Below are 26,470 nucleotides of genomic sequence, written 5' to 3' on the forward strand. Positions count from 1 at the left end.
TAATGGTTTATCGTCGAGCTGCCCATAAGGTGCAGCTTGTATTTGATTTATCAATCTAACCATTTTTAATTATTAGATATACAATAGATTAATAGGAGGAAATGAATTGGAAAAGAAAAATCTTGATTTAGCGGTTCGGCTCCGTCATGAACTTCATGCCCATCCGGAACTATCCAATCATGAAGTATGGACGAAACAGCATTTAATAGATTTCCTCAAAGCGAATACAAAACTTGAAATTGTGGACAGGGGCCGTTGGTTCTATGCCATTTATCATTCTAGTATAGGTAAAAGAAATATAGCGTTTCGTGCTGATTTCGATGCTCTTCCAATTGAGGAAACCATCGATCTTCCTTATGGATCCCAATTCCCAGGGGTATCACACAAATGCGGGCATGATGGTCACTCGGCAACTTTGGCGGGTTTCGCCCTTGAAATTGATCAGAAAGGCTCAGATAATAATATCTTCTTCTTATTCCAGCACGCAGAAGAAACAGGTGACGGTGCTGCTGAGTGTTCTGTATTTATCAAGGAAAACAATATTGATGAAATCTTTGGGTATCACAATATTAGCGGATTTAAACATAATATTGTCTATGTTATTGATGGAACAGCGCAGTATGCTTCAAAGGGTATGAACATCTATATGGAAGGAATACCTTCTCATGCAAGTGAACCGGAGAAAGGCATCAATCCTGCTTTCGCGATTGCGAAGATTATTGATGCAATTCCTAGATTCACAGATTCTAAGAATAATAAGGGTACTGTTCTATGTACGATTGTTCAGGTTGATATTGGCGCAAAAGCATTCGGTGTCAATGCCAGCAAGGGAGTATTGAGAATGACGATTCGTGCCTATTACGAGGAAGAGATGGACAGGCTTCAGAAGAATCTGGAAAATGTTGCGAAGAATGAGGCGGAAAAAGATGGCCTGAAGGTAAAATTTGAATATCAGGATGAATTCCCGGAAACTGTAAACAACAAAGAAAGTTCGGACAAGATTCGTCAGGTCTGCAAAGAAAAATGCATACCGATGGTTGAGTTGGAGAATGCAGTTCGTGCATCAGAGGATTTCGGCCATTACACGAAACTCATAAAAGGTTCCTATTGCTATATTGGAAACGGTGAAAACTATCCCAACCTGCACAGCTATGAGTATGACTTCAAAGATGATCTTATCGAAACAGGAGTGGAATTGTTCAAAGGACTTGCTGAACAGTAAAGGAAAGTTAAATTGGAAAGCTTGTAAAAATTAGGAAGTTAGCATGAAGAATGTTCATGCTAACTTTTTTAATGTCATAAAGAGAGAAGAATTCTTATCCTTAAATTCAGGTCTAAAAGTTTGTAATTTGAATATAAATCATATCATCGAATCTAGCAGACGATATAAAAAAAACTCGGACAACCTTTTACAATAAATGGAATGTGGATTCGGAGTTTTATACTCCTTTTAGATAGATAAAAAGAATAATAAAGTACATGGTAACCATATTGGGAGGGGATTCAATGAAAAAAGTGTTGAAAACGATTGCTGTTTGCGGTGCCATAACACTTGCGCTTGCAGGGTGTGGGAAAGCATCAACAACGACCAACAATTCAAGTGGTGATTCAAAAGAAAGAACACTAGTATTTGCGACAAGCGCGGACGGTGGGGCTTTTGCACACAAAGAGAATGGGAAATTTGCGGGCTTTGACATCGAAGTGGTAGAAGCGATTGCAAAAAAAGAAGGATATAAGATCCAGTGGAAGGATATGAAATTCGATGGAATCATTCCATCCTTAAAGACGAATCAGGTGGATGGGGCTGCTGCAGCCATTACGATTAAAGAAGAACGCAAGGCAGTTACTAATTTCACCGATCCTTATTTTGATAGTGGTCTGGTGCTAGTAGTTAAAGAGGGAAGTAATATAAACGGTCCAGCTGACTTAAAGGGAAAAAGCATTGTTGCTAAAAACGGAACCTCCGGATTGGAAAAGGCAAAAGAATTAGCGAAGCAATATGGTGCAAAGGTGAAGATTTTAGAGGATGAGCCGACACTCTACTTAGATGTTCAAAATGGACAATCCGATGCGTTAGTTAACGACTATCCATTTGTAACCGACAAAATGAAATCCGGTACAGCGAAAGGTCTAAAAATAGTTGGGGAGCGCTTAACAGGGGAACAATATGGGATCGCTATCGCAAAGGATGAGGAAAAGGTTTTAGAGGATTTTAATAAAGGATTGAAAGAAATAAAGGACGATGGAGAATACGATGCGTTGCATAAAAAGTACTTCGGAGAATAAGTGTTTTAGTGCTTCAGAAATACAACATAGAAATGAGAAGAACAAAAAGGCGCATGAGATGAATGCGCCTTTTTTCAAACATAGAAGAAAGAGGGGTTACGATGAGAGGAATTGAAATGGTCTGGCAGGACTTCCCTAACCTTTTAGTAGGGGCGGGGAAGACTCTTGAAATTGTCTGTATTTCATTACTTTTTGCGACAATCATCGGATTAATCTTTGGGATGTTTCGGATTAGTTCCAATCGGATTTTACAAAGCATCACCCGAGTGTATGTAAGTATTATTCGTGGTACACCCTTATATGTTCAAATTATTTTCGTCTATTTCGCCATCATGCCCATGATTGTCCCTGGAGGCCTATCTCCGATGGTTGTTGGAGCGATGACGATTTCTATCAATGCAGGTGCTTACCTTGCAGAAGTATTCCGTGCTGGCATTACATCAATTGATAAAGGACAAGAGGAAGCGAGCAGCGCCCTTGGGTTCACAAAACGTCAAACATTTTTTTATGTTATTTTACCGCAAGCAGTAAAACGAATGACTCCAGCCTTTATGAATCAGTTTAGTATAAGTTTAAAAGATACCTCTCTATTAGCCGTCATCGGAGTAGTTGAACTAACGTACAGTGCCCAAATTGGCTATGCGCAAAACTATGAAATATTTGCCTATCTTTTTACGATTGGATTAATGTACTGGGTATTGTACACCTCGATTAACTGGTTAACTGAGCTTGTGGAAAGGAAGGTGTCGAATTAATGCTGGAAATGAAAAAGATACATAAAACCTTTGGCTCCAATGATGTCTTAAAAGGAATTGATTTATTTATTCCGAAAGGACAAGTTGTTTGTTTAATCGGTGCGTCTGGTTCGGGAAAATCAACGCTGCTGCGTTGTATCAATCAGCTCGAACTTCCATCAAGTGGAGAGGTTTATTTTGAAGGAACCTGCGTAACAGAAAAAGGGCATGACATTACGGTTACGAGGCAGAAAATGGGGATGGTTTTTCAGCAGTTTAATTTATTTCCTCATAAAACGGTTTTAGAGAATATCACACTGGCACCTATTAAAATTAAAAAAATAACCAAAGATGAAGCAGAGAAGATTGCCATGAATTATCTAAAGAAAGTAGATTTGACTGAAAAAGCAAGTGAATATCCGAAAAGTTTATCAGGCGGACAACAGCAGCGGGTGGCCATCGCACGAGCCCTTGCGATGAATCCGAAGGTGATGTTGTTTGATGAACCAACCAGCGCTCTAGATCCGGAAACAGTTGGAGAAGTATTACAGGTTATGCGTACCTTGGCTAATGAGGGGATGACGATGATTATTGTCACGCATGAAATGGGGTTCGCAAGAGAAGTTGCTGATCGAATTTTATTTTTAGATAAAGGTGTGATTGTTGAAGATGGACCACCTAAAGAGATATTTGGCGGAGCAAAAAGTGAGCGACTTCGTTCATTTCTAGATAAGGTCCTTTAAGTAGGTATTGAATCTTCGCCCATCCTTATTCGAAATAAAGAAGAGAAAGAGTGAAAAAAATGAAAAAACCAATCATTGGCATTACGACATCCTATGTTAAGTATAATGACAACATGGAAGGTGTGTATATTCATCACGACTACCACCGGGCAGTGGAACGAGCCAGCGGGATCCCGATACTTCTTCCTGTTGTTAAAGATGAAGAAGCCATTAAACAATATGTTACGCTTTGCGACGGGATCATTTTTAGCGGCGGGGAAGATGTTGATCCACAATTTTATAGCAAGCCCCCACATGCAAAAATAGGTTTTTTTCGAACGGAGAGGGACGAATTCGAGATAAAGTTATTTGATTATTTTTCAAAAACAAAAAAGCCGATATTCGGGATTTGCAGGGGAATACAAATAATCAATGTTGCCTGTGGCGGAACACTTATACAAGATATTCCTTCTTTAATAGAAAAAGAAGTCCATCTTCATGAGCAGACCATCCCCCGACCGCTGCCATTCCACCATATAAAACTGGAAAAAAATAGCTTGATTTATGGAATTTGGGGATATCAAGATATACTTGTAAATTCACTTCATCATCAAGCGATAGAGGAATTAGGACAAGGCCTTGTCATTACAGCGCTAGCTAATGACGGAATGATTGAGGCGGTCGAAGGAAAGGATTATCCATATTTGGTCGCTGTTCAATGGCATCCCGAATCGATGTCAGAAAAACATCCGGAGATGCAGGAATTATTTAATCGATTAGTAGAAGTAAGCAAATACCATTTCAATAACGGTTTAGAAACCGTTGGGTAATTGGCTTGTCAGTATTAAATGATCATTTCAAGACATACAATCTTCTTAATTAAGGATTAGATTTTTAGATATTGAGGAGATGGTGAGATGAAATTCGAGATGCAAAAAGCGTTAATGTTGGCGGAAAATATCAATGATTTTATAAAATTCGTTCAAAAAAATTATGAAAATAAAGATAGAAGCCGTGTGGAGAAAGATAAAATCTATCAAATTAAACTGCTGATTGAGGATTTTAAGTTTCAAATCATTGCAGATGAGCTAATCAGAATCAATCAGTTTTCTTGGGATGAAAAGTATACGCTTTATCTGGTTGATGGATTTAATAAAGGAATCAGCATTATTGATGAATACGTAAAAAATAATTATCATGAGTTATTCATTTTTACGGCGAGACTTTATACATTAAAGAATCTTAGTCTGCCATTTAGTAATATAAAGGAGATGAGATAAATACTCATCTCCTTTATTCTTGACTTTGTAATACCGACCTCTTCAATTTGTTCTTTATTTTAGGGTATAATAAAATTTGTAATTAAAATAATTACATGTATAACAAAGATAAGGTAGGTGACTGGGATTGTCTATTAGTAGTCGATTTGCAGTTGGAATTCATATATTAACGCTTATTGAAATTAATAAAGAGGGAATCAGTTCATCAGAATTTCTAGCTGGAAGTGTGAATACAAACCCTGTCGTGATAAGAAAAATTATGGGGATGCTTAAAAAAGCCGGGTTAGTCGAAGTACACCCTGGTATTGCAGGAGCGAAACTAGCCAGGGATTTATCTGATATTACTTTACTTGATGTATATAAGGCAGTGAATGTTGTACAAGAGAATGAATTGTTTAGTGTCCACGAAGAACCAAATCCGGTTTGTCCTGTGGGAAGGAATATCCAAGATGCAATTGGCCCCTTATTTACCGCTGCTCAAGTAGCTATGGAGAAAACCTTGGAAAATGTGACTCTTGAAGATGTTGTGAAGGATATTGTTAATAAAGAAAAATTAAAGGACTAAGCAGATGATTAATGAATCTGCTTTTTTTATTTACACATTGAAAAATTCACTTAATCTGTCCTCCATTAAAAATCTACTTTATAGTCAAATAAAATATTAAGTCATAAAATCAACCCATTTTCAAAAGATAATAGTTAGGATGCTCTATGACATGAGGTGTTTTGAAATGGGCAAAATTTGGCACATTTATCGATCAGATTGGAAAAATATATTCAGCGTTCCTTCCGTTGCTTTGTTGGTAGTGGGACTTATGATCCTGCCTTCTATGTATGCATGGTTTAATATCAAGTCGATGTGGGATCCGTACGGGAATACATCGGGAATTCAAGTTGCCGTCGCCAATGAGGACGAAGGTGCTAGAATTCGTGGAAAGAATATTAATGTTGGAAATGAAACAGTAAATAATTTAAAAAAGAATCATAAACTGGGCTGGATGTTTGTGAGCACTAGTGAAGCTAAAAGGGGGGTAGTGGAAGGAGACTACTATGCCTATCTTATCCTTCCAAAGGAATTTTCAAAAAAAATTACAAGCATCATAACCGCGAATCCTGAAAAACCTGAGATTATTTTTGGGGTAAATGAAAAAATTAATGCCGTTGCACCGAAAATTGCTAGCTCAGGTGCATCAAGTGTGACAGCTCAAATTAGCCAGGCCTTTATTAAAACCGTTGGAGATGCGATTTTTTCAGGATTTTATAAGGCTGGAGTCGAACTTGAAAAAGATCTGCCCTCGATTCTAGATGTGGAAAAACAAATTTTTGCGTTGGAAAAGGCACTCCCGGTCATCGATCAAATGGGGAAAAAAGCAATTGAACTCGAGGGTAAACTTCCTGAGATTCACAGGAAAGGTCAACAAATTATTGAACTAGAGCAAAGAATACCAGAGCTTGACCGGGCAGGTGCCAGTATTTTAAAAGTCGAAGATAATTTACCGCTTGTAAAGAATGCAGGCGACAAGGTGCTCGCCCTCCAAGAAAAGCTTTCGGATATACAAAGAACATCTTCGATTGTAGCAGATGTAGTAGCAAACCTTACTGAAATCGAAACCAAAATAAAGGATGCAATAGATCAAGCGAAGGCTGCAAATGAAGCAGATACCAAGGGAAATCAGGAACAGTTGAATCAGGTATATGATGAACTAGTAAAAATTCATCATGACGTCCAAGCTGCCAGAGTTGAGTTTCAACAAAAAGTAGATAAAGGAGTAGGAGGAATTAACACAGCTTCTGTATTTGTAAAAAATGAGTTGCCGACGATTGAACAAAAAATCCATAAAGCTGCCAATTTTGTCCGGAATGATTTGCCAGGACTAGAGGCGGACATTCGAAAAGCAGCGGATCTTGTCAGGACTAAGCTTCCTGAAGTTGAAAGGGTGATTCACAAAGCAGCGGATTTGGCCAGAAATGATTTACCTGGATTTGAAGAAAAAGTTAGAACAGCTGCAGATAGAATTAGACAATTTAAAAATAGTGTTAATTTTTACGATTTGATTCAATTTTTAAAGCATGATCCGACGAAGGAGAGCAATTTTTTATCCAATCCAGTTTTGTTAAAAACAAAGCGGATTTTTCCGATCCCCAATTACGGTTCAGCAATGTCACCATTTTATACGATGCTTGCTTTGTGGGTAGGGGCTACGCTCCTTGTGGCTTCATTGAGAGTCGACGTAGAAAATTTGGACAATCGCTATAGGGACTATCAGCTTTATCTTGGTAGACTATTAACTTTTCTAACAATCGGTATATTTCAAGCGGCAATTGTTTCTTTAGGAGATTTGTTTATCATTCATACCTATGTGGTGGACAAAGGATGGTTTGTTTTGTTCAGCATCTTCATGAGCATGGTGTTTATCATTATTACCTACACATTGTGTTCCGTGTTTGGCAATATCGGGAAAGGATTAGCCATTATTCTTTTGGTCCTGCAAATTTCAAGTTCTGGCGCAACATTTCCCGTAAGTGTGACATCAACCTTTTTCCAAAAGCTAAATCCTTTCATGCCTTTCACTTACGGTGTTAGCATGTTGCGGGAAACAGTCGGTGGAATGATTAACAAGATTGTTGTCAAAGACTTTTTTGCCCTACTTGTTTTTGTTGGGATTAGTTTTCTGATTGCGTTTGTCTTAAAGAAACCATTAGGAACTCGAATCCAGAAAACAGCAGAAAAAGCGAAAGCTACTAGATTGGTTCCTTGATAATACTGATTGAATTACATGTAGATTTTAGTTAAAGCTGAGGCAAGCCGATTAAAATTTGATTTTAACCGAGTCTGCCTCTAGATGCATTTCACACCATTTGAGTGCTTGGTTGTTTTTTTATATATCGAAATAAATTAACAGCCAAATGAAGGTTAAGTACCTGTTTACTGTCCGTTAAATCAATCGAGAGTATTTCTTCAATCCTTTTTAAACGATAGCTTAAAGTATTGATGTGAACATGCAAGGTATCTGCCGTTCTTTTCACATTTTGGTTTCCCTCCAGATAGATATAAAGAGTTTTGAGAAGGTCTCCTTTTCGAGAGTTTTCATAGTCAATGAGGGGACCAAGCACCTCATTGATAAATTCCATCACTTCTTCTTCGGGATTTTGCAGTATAAACCTTTGAATCCCGAGATCTGAATAACTAAGAATTGAATTTTCCCAGTGAAAATGACGAATAAAGTTCAAACAATTCTCAGCTTCTTTGAGAGATTTATGGACATTCTGCAGCCCTTGTTTGACTCTACCTATTCCAAAAGCAACCTCAACCTCCCAATTTCTCGACATTATTTCCTGTTGAATCCACTTTACCTTTTCTTTTACCCGCGAAACAATGAAAGAATTGGCAGTATTTGAATGATCGGAAAGAAGCACCACGATTTGATGATGATGTGTTACTGTCATACCCTTTGTGTAAGGTCCGAGAAAAGCCTGGTTTGTAAGTTGAATCATTTTTCTAATTAGGCCTTCTTTAGGCTGATTCTTCTGGTTAGAATCTATTGAAAATTCAATAATGGTTGCAATATAGTTATCTCCTGGATTTAGGTCCAGGCTTTTTGCTCTTTGTAAAAGCGCCTCGTCCATATGCTCAGTAAAGAGCATTGTCACAAATTCGTCCTTTAAACGTTGTTGGGTCTCGAATACGGTCTGCTCTTTAAATACTTGTAAGGAAAGAACCGTGCAGGCATGTTCAAGAGCGGCCAAATCCATTTCGTCCAATTTTTTCGTTGATAGAATCATTAATAAACCAAGGAAATTCGGCTTCGAGCCAAGTGGTAAGCTGACCAACTGATACGGGACACCTACTATGTCAACTTCCTTAACGGAAAGGGAATTTTCAGTTGATTTCATCAATATAGCAGCTTGATGCTTAACAAACATTAGAATCTCGGTGGAAAGAACGGGATCATAGGAAGAAGTTATTTGGTCTCCTAATTCATCGAAAAGAAATGTGTTTTGGCCAATCCACCGGTGTATGTATTGTAATATAGAATGAAGGTCCTCTCCCTGAAGAACAAGATTCGCTAGGGTTCTATGCGTTTCAATGGAATACGAAAGGTTTTTGACAGTCTGCTCTTTTTCCTTGTAGAGACTGGATCTTTCTAATGCAACAGCTGCTTGATGGCAGATTGCTTCTAATAGATGAAGGTCTTCAGGCTTAAAGTTTAAAGACTGTTGGAAAGAATCTAACGTAAACACCCCAATGCATTCACCCTTCAAAAAAATCGGGGCAGAAATAACCGTTGAAAAGTGGAAATTTTCAGGTATCGATCTGCTTAATAACCCTGAATTTTTAAATGATAAAGTTGCTAAAGCTGTTTTAATTTCATTCTCGTTTTTATATATAACTGAATTTCTTTTTTCAAATGTTATCCCCGTCATCGATTCTCCAGGTTTAAGACGAATTTGTCGGAAAATTTTGGGGTAAAAAACACCCTGTGCGGATTGAGCAATTAAGCAATCTTGTTTTTTATTATATAACCATAATGAGCCGCCTTCCGCAGCTTCAACCACTGAAATGGTTTCACGCATTATTAATTCAATAATAGTTTCAATATCGAATGAGGTATTGAGGACATTCGAAATATGTATTAAGGACTGAAGCTGGCGATGCGTTAATGTATCTTCCATTTTGGTCCTCCCGAAAGATTAGTGTGTTTATTACTAGTATTAAAAATTGCTAATTCAGTAGTAACCAATGCTTATTCTAATAATTCTGCTAAAAAAATATCTCTATAGTAAAATTATAGAAGTAAATTGAAAGCGTTTCAATTCCTGTTTTTGTATAAAATCCACAAATTTTATCGAATCATTTTCATGAAGATTGACATAGTATTCTGAATTTTTTACGTTATAATTATTAGAAGATTAAGAAATATGTTAATGGTATTCATCAAGAAACCTTTTCAACAGGTTGCATCAAGATTTGGTTACTCTAATCAAAAAAATGAGAGGCTGGATGCAAAGATGAATTTTGACTTAACAGAAGAACAGGCGATGATACGAAAACTAATTCGTGATTTTGCAGAGGCGGAAGTAGCCCCGGGTGCAGATGAAAGAGACCGGACAGGAGAATTTCCAAAAGAAATTTTCAACAAGTTAGCGAAGTTAGGAATCATGGGGCTGCCTTTTCCTGAACAATATGGCGGTGGTGGCGCAGATACAGTTAGTTTTGCCATTGCAGTAGAAGAATTAAGCCGTGTATGCGGGTCAACGGGAATTACATATTCTGCCCATATTTCCTTAGGGGGGGCACCAATCCATTTATTTGGAACACATGAACAAAAGGAAAAGTACTTAACACCGCTTTGTACAGGAGAATATTTGGGTGCTTTTGGATTGACAGAGCCGAATGCAGGGTCTGATGCTGGGGGAACGCAAACAACGGCAACGTTAGAGGGAGATCAGTGGACAATTAATGGTTCCAAATGTTTTATTACGAATGCAAGCTTTGCTAAAAATCTTGCGATTACAGCCGTAACCGACCGCTCAAAAGGTACCAATGGAATTAGCGCCTTTATTGTATCGACTGAAGCTCCAGGATTTAGGGTCATTAACAATTATGAAAAAATGGGCCTTCACGCGTCGAATACAACAGAACTAATCCTTGAAAATGTAAGCGTATCCAAGGAGAATCTTTTAGGTGTGGAAGGCAATGGATTCAAGCAGTTTTTAGCTACACTTGATGGCGGAAGGATTGGCATTGGTGCAATGGCTGTTGGGATTGCTCAAGGCGCCTATGACAAAGCACTTCAATACGCAAAGGAAAGAAAACAATTTGGCCAAAGCATCTCGAAGTTTCAAGCGATTCAATTCAAACTGGCTGACATGGCAATGAACATTGAATTAGCTCGAAATATGGTTTATAAAGCCGCTTGGCTAAAGGATCAAGGCAAGAAATTTAAAAAGGAAGCCGCTATGGCGAAATTATTTGCTTCAGAAATCTGCATGCGGGTTTGTGATCAAGCAGTCCAAATCCATGGCGGATATGGGTATATGAAGGAATATCAGGTGGAACGTTTTTTCCGGGACGCAAAGCTTCTAGAAATTGGGGAGGGAACCTCCGAAGTACAAAGAATGGTTATTGCACGTGAAATTGGCTGCTAAAGAATGTATATAGCAAGCTGTGCTGAAGGACAATGTTGATTTTTGGAGCGGAAATCAACAGGATAAAAAAATAGATAAGGGAGCAATTTTACATGGATGTCAGTGGAATTTTACAAGTAGTTTCAAATAGTAAACTCGTTTATCCAGATGTAGAAAAAGTGCGTTCAACCTCTATTGGAAGCAGCGAAGCTTTTCGAGAACTTCTTAAACAATCCCAAGAAGACCCTGCTGCCTTTTGGGATCGTGCAGCCCGTGAACTTGTTTGGTATGAACCATGGAATGAAACTATTAGTGGACAACTTCCTGATTTTCGCTTTTTTGTCGGCGGTATTAGTAACCCGAGTGTAAATTTACTTGATCGGCATATAGAAAATGGGGCAGGAAACCGGACCGCTCTCATTTGGGAAGGCGAAAACGGGGACACCAGATTTTATACGTATAATATGCTTCTTGCTGAAGTAAATCGATTTGCCAATGTACTTAAATCATTTGGTGTAAAAAAAGGTGATTGCGTAGCTATTTATCTTCCAAATCTAGCCGAAGCCTTTATTGCCGTTTTAGCTTGTTTTCGTCTGGGTGCGATTTACAATACGATTTTCTCAGGTTATTCCGAAAAATCATTGACAGACAGACTTATCAGTTTTGAACCAAAAGTATTGGTCACTGCAGATGCAACGGAAAGACGGGGAAAAGTCATTCATTTAAAAGAAAAAGTCGATAATGTAGTGCCATCTATTTCTTCGATTGAGGCAGTCATTGTTGTAAATCGATTAGGTTCAGAGGTTCAAATGAAAGAAGGCCGGGATTACTGGTGGCATGAAGAGACAAAAGCCGCAAGTATCGTTTGTGAGCCTGAGAGAATTGAAGCGAACGAGAGCGGTATTGTGTTCTATACGAGTGGTACGACAGGTAAACCGAAAGGTGTTGTGCATTCCGGCATGGCATTTGTTACTCAAAATTACACATATGCCAAGTATCATATGGATCACCGTAATGACGATGTTTTCTGGTGTACCGCGGATATCGGCTGGTTAACGATGCATATTTGGGGAATTACCGGTGCTTTAGCGAATGGTGTAACAACTGTTGTCTATGAAGGAGCAGTTGATTATCCAACAAAGGACCGTTTTTATCAAATTATTGAAAAATACCGGGTGAATAAGTTATTTACTGCCCCAACAGCATTAAGAATGTTAAAGAGTATGGGAGAAAAGGCACTAGAAAAATTTGATTTATCCTGTCTTGATGTCATATCTCTAGTGGGTGAACCTTTCGATCCGGAAACATGGCACTGGACATATGAAATTTTAGGAAAGAAAAAGATATATATCAATAATACTTGGGGCCAAACGGAAACAGCAGGATGTCCAATTGCAGGGGCAGCCTGGCTGACGCCAATGAAACCGGGATCCTCAGGTACTCAATTTTTAGGCGCAGTTTTGGATGTTGTGGATGAAGAAGGCAATCCAGTAGGACCTTGTAAGTTAGGAAATCTTATAATTAGAAAACCATTTCCTATGCTGTGCCGGACACTTTGGAAAGAACCGGAGCGCTATTTCGGTTCCTATTTTAGCCAGGTGGAAGGCAGTTATTATGCCAGCGATCTTGCATTGATCGATGATGATGGACATATATGGGTAGTTGGCCGTTCAGATGATGCGTTTAATGTTGCTGGACACCGTTTAAGTACAATGGAGATGGAAAGCGCTGTCCTAGAATGTCAGGGTGTCGCTGAAACCGCCATTATTGGAATTCCTGATGAAATAAAAGGAGAAGTTCCGCTCGTATTTGTCCGTCTGGCTGATGGCTTCAATGGAACAGATGAATTAAAACAACAAATAAATGATCAGATCGTAAAACAAATTGGTAAAATTGCTGCTCCAAAATCAATTGTTTTTACAGATATGTTGCCAAAAACAGTCAGCGGCAAAATTATGCGCCGCTTATTAAAGGAGATTGTTGTATCAGGTAGTGTTCATGGCGACATTACAGGACTAGAAGATCCGGCGTCCGTTGCACAAATACAAAAAATAGTTGCTGATAAATCAACAGTTAAATAGTCATTAATTAGAACCAGTCATTTTCATGTAAATGATTGGTAATGACTGGTTCTAATATTCTAGATTAGTAGCTAAAGATAATCGTATAGTATGTTGCAAAATGAATGATTAGTTTTTACATATCTCCTTAACGATGTTAGAAAGGGTGGAAAGGTATGTTCAAAAAAATATTAATTGCCAACCGCGGTGAAATTGCCGGACGTGTGATCAGAACGTGTAAAGCATTGGGAATCCAAACGGTTGCGGTTTACTCGGAAGCGGATAAGGACGCTCTTCATGTGAAGGCTGCGGATGAGGCTTACTTACTCGGTCCAGCAAAGGTCTCCGAAAGTTATCTCAATATCGATAAAATCATTGAAATCGCGAATACGTCAGGGGCAGAGGGTATTCACCCTGGATACGGACTGCTTTCAGAGAATGCTGAATTTGCCCGCAGATGTGAGGAGGAAGGTCTTGTTTTTATTGGACCGTCTCCGGAGGTTATCTCCAAAATGGGCAGTAAAATTGAAGCTAGAAAGCTAATGGAGCTGACGGGAGTTCCGGTTGTGCCGGGAATTACATCGCCCCTAGCCGATGTCGAAGAAGCGGTGGAAACGGCAAAGAGAATCGGTTATCCGGTGATGTTAAAGGCTTCAGCTGGCGGCGGAGGCATTGGTATGCAGATTGTCCGCAGCGAGGATGAAACTAGAAAAGCATTTGAAAGCAATCAGAAACGGGCTGTTAGTTTTTTTGGCAACGGAGAAATGTTTATTGAAAAATATGTAGAAAATCCCCGGCATATTGAAATTCAAATTCTTGCTGATGGAGAGGGGAACACCGTTTATTTATGGGAACGGGAATGTTCCATTCAACGGCGTCATCAGAAAGTCGTTGAAGAAGCACCATCTCCATTTTTAGATGAAGAGACTCGCAGGAGGATGGGGGAAGCTGCTGTGAAGGCGGCCAAATCAATCGGCTATAAAAATGCCGGAACAATTGAATTTTTAGTGGATGAGAATAAAAACTTTTACTTTTTAGAAGTAAATACGAGACTGCAGGTGGAACATCCCGTGACGGAAGAAATAACGGGGATAGATTTAGTTGCCGAGCAGCTTCAGATTGCATGGGGAGACACATTAATCTTTAAACAATCGGAGATCAAGCGTAATGGGCATGCAATTGAAGTCCGAATCTATGCGGAGGATCCGAAAACCTTCTTCCCGTCTCCAGGGAAAATTACCAAATTTGTGTTACCGGCAGGTCCTGGCATCCGTCATGAATTGGGAGTGAGCGAGCAGTCGGTCGTGACCCCATTTTATGATCCAATGATTGCTAAACTTGTTGTGAAGGGCAAGGATCGCAATGAGGCGATTGTAATCTTGAGGGATGCTCTATCCCGCTATGTGGTGGAAGGGATTAAAACTAATATCCCGATGCTTCAAAAAGTAGTGGGGCACGATTCTTTCGTTTCCGGTGATACGACCACAAATTTTGTTGAAAAGTATCTGCAGGATAATAAAAAAACAGTCACGAAATAACACAAGGAGGGTTAATCAATGAATAAAATTGTTGCAGTGATGGCAGGAAACGTATGGAAGGTATTAGTTCAACCGGGTGATAAGGTTGAGGAAGGTCAGGATGTGATCATTTTGGAATCTATGAAGATGGAGATTCCGATTACGGCTGAAGTTAGTGGCACGGTTAAGGAAGTAAAAGTAAATGAAGGCGACTTTGTGAATGAAGAAGATCTTTTAATCGAAATGGAATAAACCTTCAAGGGAGATGTGAGCATGAACTGGCCCACAAATGTAACCATTAAGGAAGTTGGACCAAGAGATGGGCTGCAAAACGAGAAGTCCTTTCTTTCCACGGAGGATAAAATTAACTGGATTAATCAATTGTCCCGAACAGGCCTTCAATCTATTGAAATTACCTCATTTGTTAATCCAAAGTGGATACCGGCATTGGCCGATTCATTGGAAGTAGCAAAAGGTATTGAGCGCATGCCAGGTGTCACGTATACGGCTCTCGTCCCAAATCGGCGTGGGCTGGAGAAGGCCTTAGAAGGAAATATAGATGAAATGGCTGTGTTTATGTCAGCCAGTGAAACACACAATCAAAAAAATATTAACAAATCAATCGCAGGTACCTTTCCTGTTTTGGAAGAGGTCGTAAAGGAAGCTTTGTCGGCAGGAAAAACAGTCCGCGGCTATGTTTCAACTGTTTTTGGCTGCCCCTATGAAGGCGAGGTCTCGATTGATAACGTAATTCGGGTGTCAGAGCACTTATTTGAGATGGGCATTCAAGAACTGTCACTCGGAGATACCATTGGCGTAGCAAATCCTAAGCAAGTTCAAGAGGTGTTAACTGTCCTTTTAAAACGCTTCCCAATTGAAAAATTAGCACTGCACTTTCATGATACACATGGTACAGCCGCAGCGAATATTTTAGCGGCATTAGACATGGGGATTACCACCTATGACGCTTCTACGGGTGGATTAGGCGGCTGTCCCTATGCACCAGGTGCTTCAGGTAATGTGGCGACGGAAGATGTTTTGTACATGCTGGGCAATATGGGCATTGATACAGGCGTCAACTTAGAAAAACTATTGGGAGCAGGACGCTTTATTCAAGAAAAAATCGGAAGAAGTTTACCTAGCCGAAATCTTCAAGCATGCATGAACAATGAAAGAGGTGAGTGATTTGGATCAGGTTGTAGAGGTTTCAACGCGTGAAGATGGAGTTGTTGTCATTACCTTAAATCGTCCAAATGCAGCAAATGCACTTTCAACCAAGCTTCTCGAAGAACTTAAAAATATAATCGACACTTGTAAATTTGCCCCGTCTGTTCGTTGTTTAGTCGTTACAGGAGCCGGCGAAAAAGCATTCTGTGCTGGTGCTGATTTGAAAGAACGAGCGGGTATGGATGCGCAGACCGTAAAGAAAACCGTTTCCTTGATTCGGGAGTGCGTAAACAGCTTGGAAACATTACCACAACCGGTGATAGCAGCTGTAAATGGGGCGGCTTTTGGCGGGGGAACGGAATTAGCCTTGGCCTGTGATATTCGTGTTGCTTCAGAAACAGCAAAATTCGGCCTGACTGAGACTTCACTCGGAATTATCCCTGGTGCAGGCGGTACACAACGCCTTCCAAGGCTCGTAGGAAAAGGAAGGGCAAAAGAGCTTATTTTTACGGCTAGACGTATTGATGCACAAGAAGCAAAGGAAATTGGCTTGGTTGAGTTTGTAGAAAATCCGGAATCATTGTTAGACAAGGCATTGGAAATCGCAGCTCAAATTGTTAAGAATGGCCCAATCGCTGTTCGGCAGGCTAAATTTTCCATTGATAAAGGTTACGATGTGGAATTAGCGACAGGGCTTGCCATCGAACAAAATGCCTATGAGGTCACAATCCCAACAAAGGATCGTTTGGAAGGACTTCAGGCTTTTAAAGAAAAGCGGAAACCTGTCTACAAAGGGGAGTAACATGAGAGGGAGGATCACTTCATGACCACAGAAGTTCATTCAGAGAATCTTACATTACAAGAACGCCTTGAAAAGATTTACAAAGGCGGTGCCGCGAAATACCATGAAAAAAATAGCGAGCAGGGAAAACTCTTTGTTCGTGACCGCTTAAAGCTATTGTTTGATCAAGATTTTGTCTTGGAGGATGCAGCATTTGCCAATTGTATGGCAGAGGATCTTCCTGCAGATGGTGTCGTAACAGCGATTGGAAAAATAAACGGACAGACCGTTTGTGTTATGGCGAATGATTCTACAATCAAGGCCGGCTCCTGGGGGGCACGGACGGTTGAAAAAATAATTCGGATTCAAGAGACAGCCGAAAAACTGAGAGTTCCATTAATTTATCTCGTTGATTCCGCAGGAGCACGGATTACCGATCAGGTAGAAATGTTTCCAGGACGCCGCGGAGCAGGCCGAATTTTCTATAATCAGGTGAAATTATCCGGGAAAATTCCACAGGTCTGTGTGCTGTTTGGACCATCTGCAGCAGGCGGTGCGTATATCCCGGCATTTTGTGACATCGTGATTATGGTAGATAAAAATGCTTCCATGTATCTAGGGTCGCCACGGATGGCGGAAATGGTCATCGGAGAAAAAGTAACACTAGAGGAAATGGGCGGTGCGCGGATGCACTGTTCGATTTCAGGCTGCGGCGATGTTTTGGCGAAAACCGAAGAGGACGCGCTTGAAATGGCGAGAAAATACCTTTCTTATTTTCCCGCTAACTTCTCAGAAAAGCCGCCGAGCAAAGAGACGTTACCGCCAAAATCATTTGAAAAAACAATCGAAGACCTGATTCCAACAAACCAAAACTCACCTTTTAATATGTATGATTTAATCGACCGCATCATTGATGAAGGATCTTTTTTTGAAATTAAGAAGCTTTTTGCTGCCGAATTAATCACCGGCCTATCCCGTATGAATGGAAAACCAATCGGTATTATTGCCAATCAGCCGCGGGTGAAAGGTGGAGTATTGTTCCACGATACGGCCGATAAAGCAGCTAAATTTATTAATCTATGTGATGCATTCCATATCCCGATTCTTTTCCTTGTAGATGTCCCAGGTTTTATGATTGGGACAAAGGTGGAGCGCGCAGGCATCATTCGCCATGGTGCAAAAATGATTTCTGCGATGGCGGAAGCGACGGTGCCAAAGATTTCTGTCATAGTCCGTAAAGCCTACGGTGCGGGTCTTTATGCAATGGCAGGTCCTGCATTTGAACCGGATTGCTGCCTTGCTTTGCCAACGGCCCAAATTGCCGTAATGGGACCAGAGGCTGCAGTAAATGCTGTCTACTCCAATAAAATTGAACAATTGCAAGATTCTGAGAAGGCTGCCTTTATTCAGCAAAAACGTGAGGAATATAAAGAGGACATTGATATTTACCGTCTCGCTTCTGAGATGATCATTGACGGCATAATCCCAGGAAACTCTTTACGAAAGGAACTGGTTAATCGTTTTGAAGCGTATTCTTCAAAGTATACTCAATTCTCTGAACGAAAACATGCAGTCTATCCAGTATAAATTTTAATAGAAATCTATTTTAAAAGGAGGCTATTTCTTTGAATAAGGGTAAAATCGTAGACTCTTTTACACAAGCGGTCCAAGATATTCCGGATGGAGCGACCATAATTGTTGGAGGCTTCGGATTATGTGGAATTCCCGAAAAAGCCATCATGGCTTTACGGGATAAAGGTACAAAGGATTTAACCATAGTCAGCAATAATTGTGGCGTCGATGATTGGGGACTAGGTCTTTTACTAGCTAACAAGCAAATTAAGAAAATGATTTCCTCCTACGTGGGTGAAAACAAGATTTTTGAACAGCAGTTTTTAAGCGGGGAACTGGAGGTAGAGCTCGTTCCACAAGGGACATTAGCTGAAAGAATCCGTGCAGGCGGTGCAGGAATTCCTGCTTTTTATACTGCGACAGGCGTAGGAACAGCGATAGCAGAAGGGAAGGAACATAAGGTTTTTAACGGTAAAACTTTTATCTTAGAAGAGGGAATCGTTGGGGATTTTGCTCTTGTAAAGGCATGGAAAGCAGACCCGCTAGGCAATCTAATCTATCAAAAAACAGCACGTAACTTTAATCCGCTTGCGGCAATGGCAGGAAAGGTCACGATTGCAGAGGTAGAGGAGATCAAGGAAGCCGGTGAGTTAAACCCGGATGAAATTCATACACCTGGAATTTATGTACAACGGTTGCTGCTTGGTGAAAACTATGAAAAAAGGATTGAAAGGCGGACAGTTGTCCACGTTTAGTTCAATAAAAGGAAGGAGGATATTCTATGAGTATTGCACGGTCGTTAATAGTGAAAAGGGCTGTTCAGGAGATTCAAGACGGAATGAATGTTAATCTTGGTATTGGAATACCTACTTTGATTGCCAATGAAATTCCAAGTAATTATAATGTTTTGCTTCAATCAGAAAATGGGTTATTAGGGATCGGAGCCTATCCTTTCGAGGGCAATGAAGATCCTGACCTAATTAACGCTGGTAAGGAAACTGTAACTGCTGTTAAAGGAGCCTCTTTTTTTGATAGTGCTGAATCCTTTGCAATGATTCGAGGCGGACACATCGATCTCGCCATCCTGGGAGGTATGGAAGTTTCAGAACAAGGAGATTTAGCTAACTGGATGATTCCAGGAAAGATGATTAAAGGTATGGGCGGCGCCATGGACTTAGTAAATGGGGCAAAACGGGTTGTGGTCGTTATGGAACATGTTAATAAAAACGGGGAATCTAAAATTAAAAAAGCCTGTACTCTTCCATTAACAGGAAAACAAGTGGTACACCGTTTAATTACCGATTTGGCTGTATTTGATTTTACACCGGAAGGAATGGTTCTTGTCGAAACACAGCCTGGCATTACAGTAGAAGACGTTGACAAAAACACAGAAGCTGCTTTCAATGTAAGTCAGGAATTTATGATTAAATAAGTAGAAAGGGTCAGTTACCCGCCAGTTTAAAGCAAAACTTGGAGGAGGAGACTGACCCTATGTAATCATTCATAATGAAATCCCTTGTTCATTTCCAGGTATGGTATAAACAAGGGATTAAGTACATAGATCATTCATTCGATGTACCTGCCATTTCTAATGGTTTTTATACGAAGACTTTTGTCTCTTCTTCAAGAATATCTTTCTCGACAATCTCCCACCAATTTTCCGAACATGTTAATTGTGAATCCGTTACTACTTCAGTCGCTAACTGATTTACATCAACTTTTCTCATACTTTTCGATTCTTCAGTCGGATCAAAGTTGCAACAAATTTGATAAATATCATCAAAATCAGCCATTGACATGATTAAGGACCTCCTTTCCTAATAGGTTAGGGCTAAGAAAAGCTTAACCCTTTACTTTATTTATAGTCCCATTTGATTAAAAATAGAAGGAAAGTTAGTGACAGATTTTTGAATTTTTCAAAAAATAGCTTCTTAAAAATAAAAAACGAGACTCCTTATCGGTAGTCTCGTTTTTTATTTTTAGATTAAATATTTTCGACGATAGTGGCTACGCCTTGGCCGCCGCCAACACAAAGTGTTGCTAAACCATAGCGGTTTTCTCTTTTCTTCATTTCATGAATTAAAGAAACAAGGATTCTTGCTCCGCTGGCACCGATTGGGTGACCAAGGGCAATTGCTCCGCCATTTACATTTAATTTTTCTTTGTTAAATTGAAGCTCACGGTCTACTGCGATTGACTGAGCAGCAAATGCTTCGTTTGCTTCAATTAAATCGATCTCTTCTAATGAAATAGTTGCTTTTTCAAGCGCTTTTTTGACAGCTGGTACAGGACCAATCCCCATAATACTTGGGTCCACGCCAGCAGTTGCATTGGCTTTAATTGATACCAATGGCTTAAGACCTAATTCTTCCGCCTTTTTACGGCTCATTACAACGAATGCTGCTGCACCATCATTAATTCCTGATGCATTACCCGCAGTAACCGTACCATCTTTTTTGAAGGCCGGGCGAAGTTTTCCTAAGCTTTCTGCAGTTGTTCCAAATCGAGGGAACTCATCTTGACTAAAGATTGTTACTTGACCTTTACGTCCAGGAATTTCTACAGGAACAATTTCATCGGCAAAACGGTTGGATTCAATGGCTGCCTGTGCTTTTTGTTGGCTTGCAGCTGAAAATTCATCTTGTTCTTGACGAGAGATTTCATATTTCTCAGCAAGGTTTTCTGCAGTGATTCCCATATGGTAGTTATTTTCAGCACACCATAAGCCGTCAGCAATCATACTGTCGACAACTTTCTGATCGCCCATTTTAAATCCATCGCGTCCGCCTTTTAAAAGGTAAGGAGCCTGACTCATGTTTTCCATTCCGCCTGCAACAACAATTTCAGCATCTCCTGCAAGGATAGCTTGTGTTGCCAAGTGAACAGCTTTTAATCCTGATCCGCAGACTTTATTAATAGTTGTTGCTGGTGCTTCTTGCGGTACTCCTGCTGCAAGGGAAGCTTGTCTCGCCGGATTTTGGCCAGCTCCTGCTTGTAATACATTCCCCATGATCACTTCATCAACATCATTTGGAGTAATTCCAGCTTTTTGGATGGCTTCTTTGATTACAGTCGCACCTAATTGAGTGGCTGGGACGTTTTTTAAGCCCCCAAGAAAACTTCCAATTGCTGTTCTTACTGCACTTACAATTACAACTTCATTGATTGCCATTTTATTTCCTCCCTAAAAAATTTATGTATTATCAATTCCCCCTTAAAATAATACAGTAAAAATACCACAATTTTTTGAATTATTATTCGACAAATTTAGCGTTTTTTAATAAATGAAGATTCATTCATTTTGTTTAGGGGTGGAGGTAAAGCAACTCTTTATTGAAATGGAACAAGAATTTTGTTAAAAAATGAGCATAACAGAATAATAGGGAACTTTGTTAAAAAATGTCGAAAGATATTGGGGTTTTTCAAAAAAAAGAAGGAGAAACATTTAATTGTTTCTCCAGAATTAATTAACTCTATGGAAAAGAATATCGGATTTGCTAATATTTATTTATATTACTAATCCGCCATCAACACTTAAAATGGTTCCATTAATGTAACCTGCCTGATCAGAGGCTAAAAACAAATAGGCTGCAGCAATATCTTCGGGTTTTCCAATTTTTCTAAGAGGGGTTTTTTCCTTCATGAAGTTAAGAACCTTGTCTGGTACCGCTGCTGTCATGCCGGTTTCAATAAAACCAGGAGCAACCGCATTTACTCGAATTCCCTTAGGACCGAACTCCTTTGCCCAGCTCTTTGTTAAGCCAATTACTCCGGCTTTTGTGGCTGCATAGTTTGTTTGACCGATATTGCCGTATAACCCCACTACTGAGGATGCGTTCAGGATGACTCCGGACCCCTGGGTAAGCATAATTGGGGCAACGGCCTTTGTACACTTAAAAACCCCAGTTAAATTCACACTTATAACTTTTTCCCAATCGGTTTCTTTCATTTTTGTAAGAAAACCATCCATCGTTATCCCGGCATTATTAATTAACACATCAATTCGCCCGTGCTTTGCGACTGTAGATTGAACCATATCCTGAATCTGAGAACTGTCTGTTACATCAACTTTAAAAAAGGTAACATTCTCAGACTGAAGTTCTTCAAGTGCTTCCCTGCCGGAAGATTCATTGTAATCACAGATGACAACACTTGCTCCATCTTGAAGAAATTGCCTTGCTGTTTCTTTCCCTATACCCTGTGCGCCCCCAGTAATTAAAACAACTTTCCCAGTAAATTTCAAAATTTCCCCACCTCTAGTTAAAATTTCATTTGCTAACAAACTGTTGTTTTTCTAAAAGGTCATGTCAAATAAGGGTTATTTAAAAATACAGGAATTGCAACCGTGGCAAGCCAACACAATTTTCAATATTCATACTATTCCCAAAATCAATAAAAAAGAACAGAGGAAATTCCTCTGTTCTACTATTTCTACTTAAAAAGGGCAAAAGCAGCTTTTGAATTTGTTTCAAAAATATCAAAAAGTACTTTTTGGGATGCTTTAATTTGTTCTGTAATTTCATCACGAACTTTTTGTTGTTGAGAAATTCCATTTTTAACAGTTTCTTGGAAACGTTCTTGAGATTGATTAATCAATTTTAAACTTTCTTTGTATGGAGTTTCGATTAATTGTAATGTGCGGTTTGAAACTTCATCCAATTGAGTATTCCATTGTTCATAAACTTGACCTGCTGAAGGACCAAAGTTCTTTTGCAAGTTTAGCTTTGCATTTTCTCTTAGTTCATTAAATAATTTCTTTTGTTCTTCTTGAATAAGAGTAACATCGTCTGTCATTTTTTCTAGAGTTGATTTTTGTTTTTCAAGGGATTGCAAAAATAATTCTTCCAATTCCTTTTGTGCATTGGTCACTCTGTCCAAACTATTTACCCATGTGTTAAAAAGTGATTCTCCAATACGAACTTGTTCTTGTTCTTGTTTTTTTACATTTTGTGCCATGTAAAAACCCTCCCATTTTATAATCATTGCAGCTAAATGACTGCAGTGTTAACAATTTTAGATTTAAAATATTATTTATCTTCTGTTTCTTCTTGTTGTTGTTTGCGTGATGGGGGAAGAAACATATCCATGTAAATACTAAAAAAGCGATTGATCATGGATTGATATTGCTCAAGTGTAGTAAAACAGGTCTTCAAATAATCTTCACCGGTTTTTGTAATAGAATAAATCCGTTTTGCTGGACCTTCAGTTGTTGTATCCCATTCAGAATAAACTAATTGATCTTTTTCAAGCTGCCTTAAAGTCCGATATACATTGCCTTGGTCAATAGTAGCAAATCCGAACTGTGCCAGCTCTTGAATTAACTTGTAACCATGTAAATTCACATTTTGTAAACTTAACAGCAGAAATGGAACCATTAAGTTTTTCGGCATTGTATTCATCGTGCGCTCTTGATGCGAAGCAGTTGTGTCTTTAGCAGATTCATTTTGATGGATGGTCAAATCATATCACTCCAAAAAATATAATCTATACGTGTAATTTACACCTATAGATTCACTTTGTCAAACATTTCTATATGTGTAATTTACACTTAGTTGAAAAGTTTCTTAAAATATTAAAATGAATAAAGATTCATGTAGGATTTTGTCGAAAAAAGCAGTAATATTTTGCGATTATTTCTAATATTTTATCTTCATTTCTTGCGAAGTAACTAGTATGATTAATATGTCCAAAACGAAAAAGGAGGAGAAATCATGAGTTCTGAAACCAATATTTATGAAATGTGGAAAGATTTTTATTCAAAGTCCAGTAGTTTTTTTGACGATAAGGTGAAAGAGGATTTTCCGTCTAAAGGAATGGGACAAATTTTAGAAATGAATCTTATGTTTAAAAAGATGATAGATGAGAGTACAGAAAAATATTTGGAATTTGTAAATGTTCCTTCACGTACTGATCTTGCAAATCTATCTACATTAATTGTGAATGTGGATGCAAAAGTTGATAATTTAGAAGAATTATTGGAAGATGCGTCAGACAAAACGATTGACCCAGCAAGTTATCAACGCGATTTAGCCGCAATTAAAAAAGATATGAAAAATCTTGATAATAAGCTTAATCAAATTCTTGCAGTGCTTAAATTACCGGAAACTTCAAAATAATCCGGTAGTACATAAATAACGAGAAACACTGTGAAATCTCAAACTAATTTACATCAGGAGGAAAAGAAAATGACAGAACTAAAAAATAAAGTAGCAATCGTAACAGGTGGAAGCAGAGGAATTGGAGCAGCAATTTCATTGGAATTAGCAAAACAAGGTGTGAAAATCGTTCTTAACTACGTGAGCCGTCCAGAATTAGCCGAAAAAATGGTTGCAGAAATCCAGGAATTTGGCGGAGAAGCTTTTGCCGTTCAAGCTGATGTTTCCAACAGCGATGATGCAGCGCGCCTAGTTCAAACAGCGGTAGAGCACTTTGGTAAATTAGATATTCTTGTAAATAATGCAGGAATTACACGTGATAGTACGTTTAAAAAGCTTAGCGAAGAAGACTGGAGAAAAGTCATCGATGTGAACTTAAACAGTGTTTTCAATACTACTTCGCCTGCTCTTCAGCACTTGCTTGAATCAGATGGTGGCCGCATTATTAATATTTCATCCATTATTGGTCAGGCTGGCGGATTCGGTCAAACCAACTATGCAGCAGCTAAAGCAGGTTTGATTGGTTACACGAAATCACTTGCTCTTGAATTAGCGAAATCAAATGTAACGGTAAATGCAATTTGCCCAGGATTTATCGGTACTGAAATGGTTCAAGCAATTCCTGAGAAAGTTCTTGATGGGATTGTGGCTAAAATCCCACAAAAACGTTTAGGGACTCCTCAAGAAATTGGCCGTGGTGTTGTATTCCTATGTAAAGACGGTGCCTATATTACTGGACAACAATTAAATATTAACGGCGGACTTTACATGTAATTGTCATGAAAAGTTTGATTTAAAGATATATTTTAAAGACAGAATAAATGATGTAAGGAGTGAGCAATCATTAGCATTTTAGTTACAAAAGAATGGGAAGAGTATGCCAAAATGGTTCCTGAGGAATATAAGCAGGTAATGAACCGTGTTAAAAGGGCTACTGAAGTGTTAACAACTGAGGCCGAACCTGAAGTGGGTCCAACGCCAAAGGAAGTGATTTGGACAAAGAATAAGACAAAGCTTTATCGTTTTATTTCTGATCATCCGAAAAAACATAAAGTTCCACTTCTTATGGTGTATGCCCTTATCAATAAGCCGTATATTTTGGATTTAACGAAGGGCGGCAGTTTAGTTGAATATTTAGTGAATCAAGGTTTTGATGTGTACATGATTGATTGGGGAACATTTGGTTATGAAGATCGCAATATGAAATTGGATGATTTCATTATGGATTATATACCGCGTGCTGTTAAAAAGGTCATGAGAACTTCAAAAGTGGATGAAGTCTCCATCTTAGGATATTGTATGGGTGGTACCATGACATCTATTTTTGCGGCCTTGCATCCTGAATTGCCAATCCGTAACCTTGTATTTATGACCAGCCCGTTTGACTTTGCAGATTCTGGTCTTTACGGTGCAATGCTTGATGAGCGATATTTCGATATTGATAAAGTAGTAGATACTCTAGGAGTAATTCCTCCTGAGATGATTGATTTTGGAAACAAAATGATTAAGCCAATGGCAAACATTTATGGACCTTTTATTAGTCTTGTTGATCGTTCAGATAATGACAGATTTGTAAAAAGCTTTAAGCTACTGCAAAAATGGCTGAATGATGGCATTCCGTTCCCTGGTGAGGCCTATCGCCAGTGGATTAGAGACTTCTATCAGAAGAACAGACTGATTAATGGCGAACTTGTTGTCCGCGGCCGTAAAGTCGACCTAAAGAATATTAAAGCGAATGTTCTAAACCTAGCAGGTAAGAGCGACCTTATTGCTCAACCACATATGGTAGAGGCATTAATGGGAAAAATATCAAGTAAGGATAAAGAATACAAGAATCTGCCTGTTGGTCATACGTCCATTACATTTGGCAGTCAAGCTACGAAAATTACTTATCCTACTATCGGCGGATGGCTTGCGGAACGTTCAAACTAAACAATGAAATGAATGATTAGGGAGTGTTCCATTTAAGGAGCACTCTTTTTTATATGAAAAAACAATATATATGTATTAGTAATCATATTATATTTGTTTTTTTCTGACAATTCAAGTAGATTATGAAAGGGTTTT

At 39.0% G+C, this 26,470-nt stretch carries 26 protein-coding genes; 20 read left to right on the forward strand and 6 right to left on the reverse strand.

Annotation, left to right across the window (positions count from 1 at the left end):
- Window positions 1-106 precede the first annotated feature (106 nt).
- The 8 genes from ACFQZ9_RS07640 (at window position 107) to ACFQZ9_RS07675 (ending at window position 7,781) form a co-directional block, all read left to right on the forward strand.
- On the forward strand, window positions 107-1,222 hold the full coding sequence (locus ACFQZ9_RS07640) for a M20 metallopeptidase family protein (protein ID WP_498943044.1): 1,116 nt from the start codon (window positions 107-109) through the stop codon (window positions 1,220-1,222).
- A 284-nt stretch (window positions 1,223-1,506) separates the two neighbouring features.
- Window positions 1,507-2,286, forward strand: coding sequence for a type 2 periplasmic-binding domain-containing protein (locus tag ACFQZ9_RS07645; protein WP_498943045.1), 780 nt, complete (start codon window positions 1,507-1,509; stop codon window positions 2,284-2,286).
- A 101-nt stretch (window positions 2,287-2,387) separates the two neighbouring features.
- Window positions 2,388-3,041 (forward strand): amino acid ABC transporter permease, encoded by a 654-nt coding sequence (locus tag ACFQZ9_RS07650; RefSeq protein WP_198309647.1) that lies wholly within the window; start codon window positions 2,388-2,390, stop codon window positions 3,039-3,041.
- The gene (locus tag ACFQZ9_RS07655) at window positions 3,041-3,763 is read left to right on the forward strand and encodes an amino acid ABC transporter ATP-binding protein (RefSeq protein ID WP_498943047.1); all 723 of its coding nucleotides are present in this window, start codon (window positions 3,041-3,043) and stop codon (window positions 3,761-3,763) included. Before ACFQZ9_RS07650 ends, ACFQZ9_RS07655 begins: the two co-directional genes overlap by 1 nt.
- Window positions 3,764-3,822: 59 nt before the next feature.
- Entirely contained in the window at window positions 3,823-4,572 is a 750-nt protein-coding gene (locus ACFQZ9_RS07660; protein ID WP_498943049.1) for a gamma-glutamyl-gamma-aminobutyrate hydrolase family protein, read from the forward strand.
- Between the two features lie 87 nt (window positions 4,573-4,659).
- On the forward strand, window positions 4,660-5,022 hold the full coding sequence (locus tag ACFQZ9_RS07665; protein ID WP_498943050.1) for a hypothetical protein: 363 nt from the start codon (window positions 4,660-4,662) through the stop codon (window positions 5,020-5,022).
- Between the two features lie 127 nt (window positions 5,023-5,149).
- Window positions 5,150-5,587, forward strand: a complete 438-nt coding sequence (locus ACFQZ9_RS07670; protein WP_198309651.1) for an Rrf2 family transcriptional regulator — start codon at window positions 5,150-5,152, stop codon at window positions 5,585-5,587.
- 166 nt (window positions 5,588-5,753) lie between these two features.
- Entirely contained in the window at window positions 5,754-7,781 is a 2,028-nt protein-coding gene (locus ACFQZ9_RS07675) for a YhgE/Pip domain-containing protein (protein WP_498943052.1), read from the forward strand.
- Between the two features lie 91 nt (window positions 7,782-7,872).
- Here the strand turns inward: ACFQZ9_RS07675 and ACFQZ9_RS07680 are convergent, their stop codons facing one another.
- The gene (locus tag ACFQZ9_RS07680) at window positions 7,873-9,696 is read right to left on the reverse strand and encodes a helix-turn-helix domain-containing protein (RefSeq protein ID WP_498943054.1); all 1,824 of its coding nucleotides are present in this window, start codon (window positions 9,694-9,696) and stop codon (window positions 7,873-7,875) included.
- Between the two features lie 336 nt (window positions 9,697-10,032).
- On the opposite strand from ACFQZ9_RS07680, the gene ACFQZ9_RS07685 reads away from it, so the two are divergent.
- From ACFQZ9_RS07685 to ACFQZ9_RS07725, 9 genes are all read left to right on the forward strand, one after another.
- The gene (locus ACFQZ9_RS07685) at window positions 10,033-11,172 is read left to right on the forward strand and encodes an acyl-CoA dehydrogenase (RefSeq protein WP_498943600.1); all 1,140 of its coding nucleotides are present in this window, start codon (window positions 10,033-10,035) and stop codon (window positions 11,170-11,172) included.
- 92 nt (window positions 11,173-11,264) lie between these two features.
- Window positions 11,265-13,232, forward strand: a complete 1,968-nt coding sequence (locus tag ACFQZ9_RS07690) for an acyl-CoA synthetase family protein (RefSeq protein ID WP_498943056.1) — start codon at window positions 11,265-11,267, stop codon at window positions 13,230-13,232.
- A 155-nt stretch (window positions 13,233-13,387) separates the two neighbouring features.
- On the forward strand, window positions 13,388-14,749 hold the full coding sequence (accC, locus tag ACFQZ9_RS07695; protein ID WP_498943057.1) for an acetyl-CoA carboxylase biotin carboxylase subunit: 1,362 nt from the start codon (window positions 13,388-13,390) through the stop codon (window positions 14,747-14,749).
- 18 nt (window positions 14,750-14,767) lie between these two features.
- Window positions 14,768-14,980, forward strand: a complete 213-nt coding sequence (locus tag ACFQZ9_RS07700; RefSeq protein ID WP_198309656.1) for an acetyl-CoA carboxylase biotin carboxyl carrier protein subunit — start codon at window positions 14,768-14,770, stop codon at window positions 14,978-14,980.
- 21 nt (window positions 14,981-15,001) lie between these two features.
- The gene (locus ACFQZ9_RS07705) at window positions 15,002-15,913 is read left to right on the forward strand and encodes a hydroxymethylglutaryl-CoA lyase (protein WP_498943060.1); all 912 of its coding nucleotides are present in this window, start codon (window positions 15,002-15,004) and stop codon (window positions 15,911-15,913) included.
- A gap of 1 nt (window position 15,914) precedes the next feature.
- Window positions 15,915-16,697 (forward strand): Clp protease/crotonase-like domain-containing protein, encoded by a 783-nt coding sequence (locus ACFQZ9_RS07710; RefSeq protein ID WP_498943061.1) that lies wholly within the window; start codon window positions 15,915-15,917, stop codon window positions 16,695-16,697.
- A gap of 21 nt (window positions 16,698-16,718) precedes the next feature.
- Window positions 16,719-18,263, forward strand: coding sequence for an acyl-CoA carboxylase subunit beta (locus ACFQZ9_RS07715; protein WP_498943063.1), 1,545 nt, complete (start codon window positions 16,719-16,721; stop codon window positions 18,261-18,263).
- A 38-nt stretch (window positions 18,264-18,301) separates the two neighbouring features.
- Entirely contained in the window at window positions 18,302-19,003 is a 702-nt protein-coding gene (locus tag ACFQZ9_RS07720; protein ID WP_198309660.1) for a CoA transferase subunit A, read from the forward strand.
- A 26-nt stretch (window positions 19,004-19,029) separates the two neighbouring features.
- Window positions 19,030-19,680 carry a sugar phosphate isomerase family gene (locus tag ACFQZ9_RS07725; protein ID WP_498943065.1) on the forward strand — a complete coding sequence of 217 codons (651 nt, stop codon included), beginning with the start codon at window positions 19,030-19,032 and terminating at the stop codon, window positions 19,678-19,680.
- 166 nt (window positions 19,681-19,846) lie between these two features.
- Here the strand turns inward: ACFQZ9_RS07725 and ACFQZ9_RS07730 are convergent, their stop codons facing one another.
- From ACFQZ9_RS07730 to phaQ, 5 genes are all read right to left on the reverse strand, one after another.
- Window positions 19,847-20,047, reverse strand: coding sequence for a hypothetical protein (locus ACFQZ9_RS07730; RefSeq protein ID WP_498943067.1), 201 nt, complete (start codon window positions 20,045-20,047; stop codon window positions 19,847-19,849).
- A gap of 185 nt (window positions 20,048-20,232) precedes the next feature.
- A complete protein-coding gene (locus ACFQZ9_RS07735) occupies window positions 20,233-21,420 on the reverse strand; it encodes an acetyl-CoA C-acetyltransferase (RefSeq protein ID WP_498943069.1) in 1,188 nt (395 codons plus the stop codon).
- Window positions 21,421-21,756: 336 nt separating this feature from the next.
- Complete coding sequence (gene fabG, locus ACFQZ9_RS07740) at window positions 21,757-22,491, reverse strand: beta-ketoacyl-ACP reductase (RefSeq protein ID WP_498943071.1); 735 nt, start codon at window positions 22,489-22,491, stop codon at window positions 21,757-21,759.
- Between the two features lie 188 nt (window positions 22,492-22,679).
- Window positions 22,680-23,204 (reverse strand): polyhydroxyalkanoic acid inclusion protein PhaP, encoded by a 525-nt coding sequence (phaP, locus tag ACFQZ9_RS07745; protein ID WP_026575054.1) that lies wholly within the window; start codon window positions 23,202-23,204, stop codon window positions 22,680-22,682.
- 71 nt (window positions 23,205-23,275) lie between these two features.
- On the reverse strand, window positions 23,276-23,701 hold the full coding sequence (phaQ, locus tag ACFQZ9_RS07750; RefSeq protein WP_498943601.1) for a helix-turn-helix domain-containing protein: 426 nt from the start codon (window positions 23,699-23,701) through the stop codon (window positions 23,276-23,278).
- Between the two features lie 258 nt (window positions 23,702-23,959).
- Here phaQ and ACFQZ9_RS07755 point away from each other — a divergent pair, with 258 nt between their 5' ends.
- The 3 genes from ACFQZ9_RS07755 (at window position 23,960) to phaC (ending at window position 26,335) form a co-directional block, all read left to right on the forward strand.
- Window positions 23,960-24,364, forward strand: a complete 405-nt coding sequence (locus ACFQZ9_RS07755; RefSeq protein ID WP_498943074.1) for a hypothetical protein — start codon at window positions 23,960-23,962, stop codon at window positions 24,362-24,364.
- A gap of 69 nt (window positions 24,365-24,433) precedes the next feature.
- Window positions 24,434-25,177, forward strand: coding sequence for an acetoacetyl-CoA reductase (phbB, locus tag ACFQZ9_RS07760; RefSeq protein WP_198309663.1), 744 nt, complete (start codon window positions 24,434-24,436; stop codon window positions 25,175-25,177).
- 69 nt (window positions 25,178-25,246) lie between these two features.
- The gene (phaC, locus tag ACFQZ9_RS07765) at window positions 25,247-26,335 is read left to right on the forward strand and encodes a class III poly(R)-hydroxyalkanoic acid synthase subunit PhaC (protein WP_026575058.1); all 1,089 of its coding nucleotides are present in this window, start codon (window positions 25,247-25,249) and stop codon (window positions 26,333-26,335) included.
- The last annotated feature ends 135 nt before the right edge of the window (window positions 26,336-26,470 follow it).

The sequence above is a fragment of the Neobacillus sp. GCM10027624 genome (genome assembly GCF_042675345.1).
Taxonomy (GTDB): domain Bacteria; phylum Bacillota; class Bacilli; order Bacillales; family Cytobacillaceae; genus Neobacillus; species Neobacillus cucumis_D.

Coding starts and splice junctions, on each gene's coding strand:
- ACFQZ9_RS07645 (WP_498943045.1), top strand. CDS start 1,507: ATGAAAAAAGTGTTGAAAACGATTGCTGTTTGCGGTGCCATAACACTT.
- ACFQZ9_RS07650 (WP_198309647.1), top strand. CDS start 2,388: ATGAGAGGAATTGAAATGGTCTGGCAGGACTTCCCTAACCTTTTAGTA.
- ACFQZ9_RS07655 (WP_498943047.1), top strand. CDS start 3,041: ATGCTGGAAATGAAAAAGATACATAAAACCTTTGGCTCCAATGATGTC.
- ACFQZ9_RS07660 (WP_498943049.1), top strand. CDS start 3,823: ATGAAAAAACCAATCATTGGCATTACGACATCCTATGTTAAGTATAAT.
- ACFQZ9_RS07665 (WP_498943050.1), top strand. CDS start 4,660: ATGAAATTCGAGATGCAAAAAGCGTTAATGTTGGCGGAAAATATCAAT.
- ACFQZ9_RS07675 (WP_498943052.1), top strand. CDS start 5,754: ATGGGCAAAATTTGGCACATTTATCGATCAGATTGGAAAAATATATTC.
- ACFQZ9_RS07680 (WP_498943054.1), bottom strand. CDS start 9,696: ATGGAAGATACATTAACGCATCGCCAGCTTCAGTCCTTAATACATATT.
- ACFQZ9_RS07685 (WP_498943600.1), top strand. CDS start 10,033: ATGAATTTTGACTTAACAGAAGAACAGGCGATGATACGAAAACTAATT.
- ACFQZ9_RS07690 (WP_498943056.1), top strand. CDS start 11,265: ATGGATGTCAGTGGAATTTTACAAGTAGTTTCAAATAGTAAACTCGTT.
- accC (WP_498943057.1), top strand. CDS start 13,388: ATGTTCAAAAAAATATTAATTGCCAACCGCGGTGAAATTGCCGGACGT.
- ACFQZ9_RS07700 (WP_198309656.1), top strand. CDS start 14,768: ATGAATAAAATTGTTGCAGTGATGGCAGGAAACGTATGGAAGGTATTA.
- ACFQZ9_RS07705 (WP_498943060.1), top strand. CDS start 15,002: ATGAACTGGCCCACAAATGTAACCATTAAGGAAGTTGGACCAAGAGAT.
- ACFQZ9_RS07715 (WP_498943063.1), top strand. CDS start 16,719: ATGACCACAGAAGTTCATTCAGAGAATCTTACATTACAAGAACGCCTT.
- ACFQZ9_RS07725 (WP_498943065.1), top strand. CDS start 19,030: ATGAGTATTGCACGGTCGTTAATAGTGAAAAGGGCTGTTCAGGAGATT.
- ACFQZ9_RS07730 (WP_498943067.1), bottom strand. CDS start 20,047: ATGTCAATGGCTGATTTTGATGATATTTATCAAATTTGTTGCAACTTT.
- ACFQZ9_RS07735 (WP_498943069.1), bottom strand. CDS start 21,420: ATGGCAATCAATGAAGTTGTAATTGTAAGTGCAGTAAGAACAGCAATT.
- phaP (WP_026575054.1), bottom strand. CDS start 23,204: ATGGCACAAAATGTAAAAAAACAAGAACAAGAACAAGTTCGTATTGGA.
- ACFQZ9_RS07755 (WP_498943074.1), top strand. CDS start 23,960: ATGAGTTCTGAAACCAATATTTATGAAATGTGGAAAGATTTTTATTCA.
- phbB (WP_198309663.1), top strand. CDS start 24,434: ATGACAGAACTAAAAAATAAAGTAGCAATCGTAACAGGTGGAAGCAGA.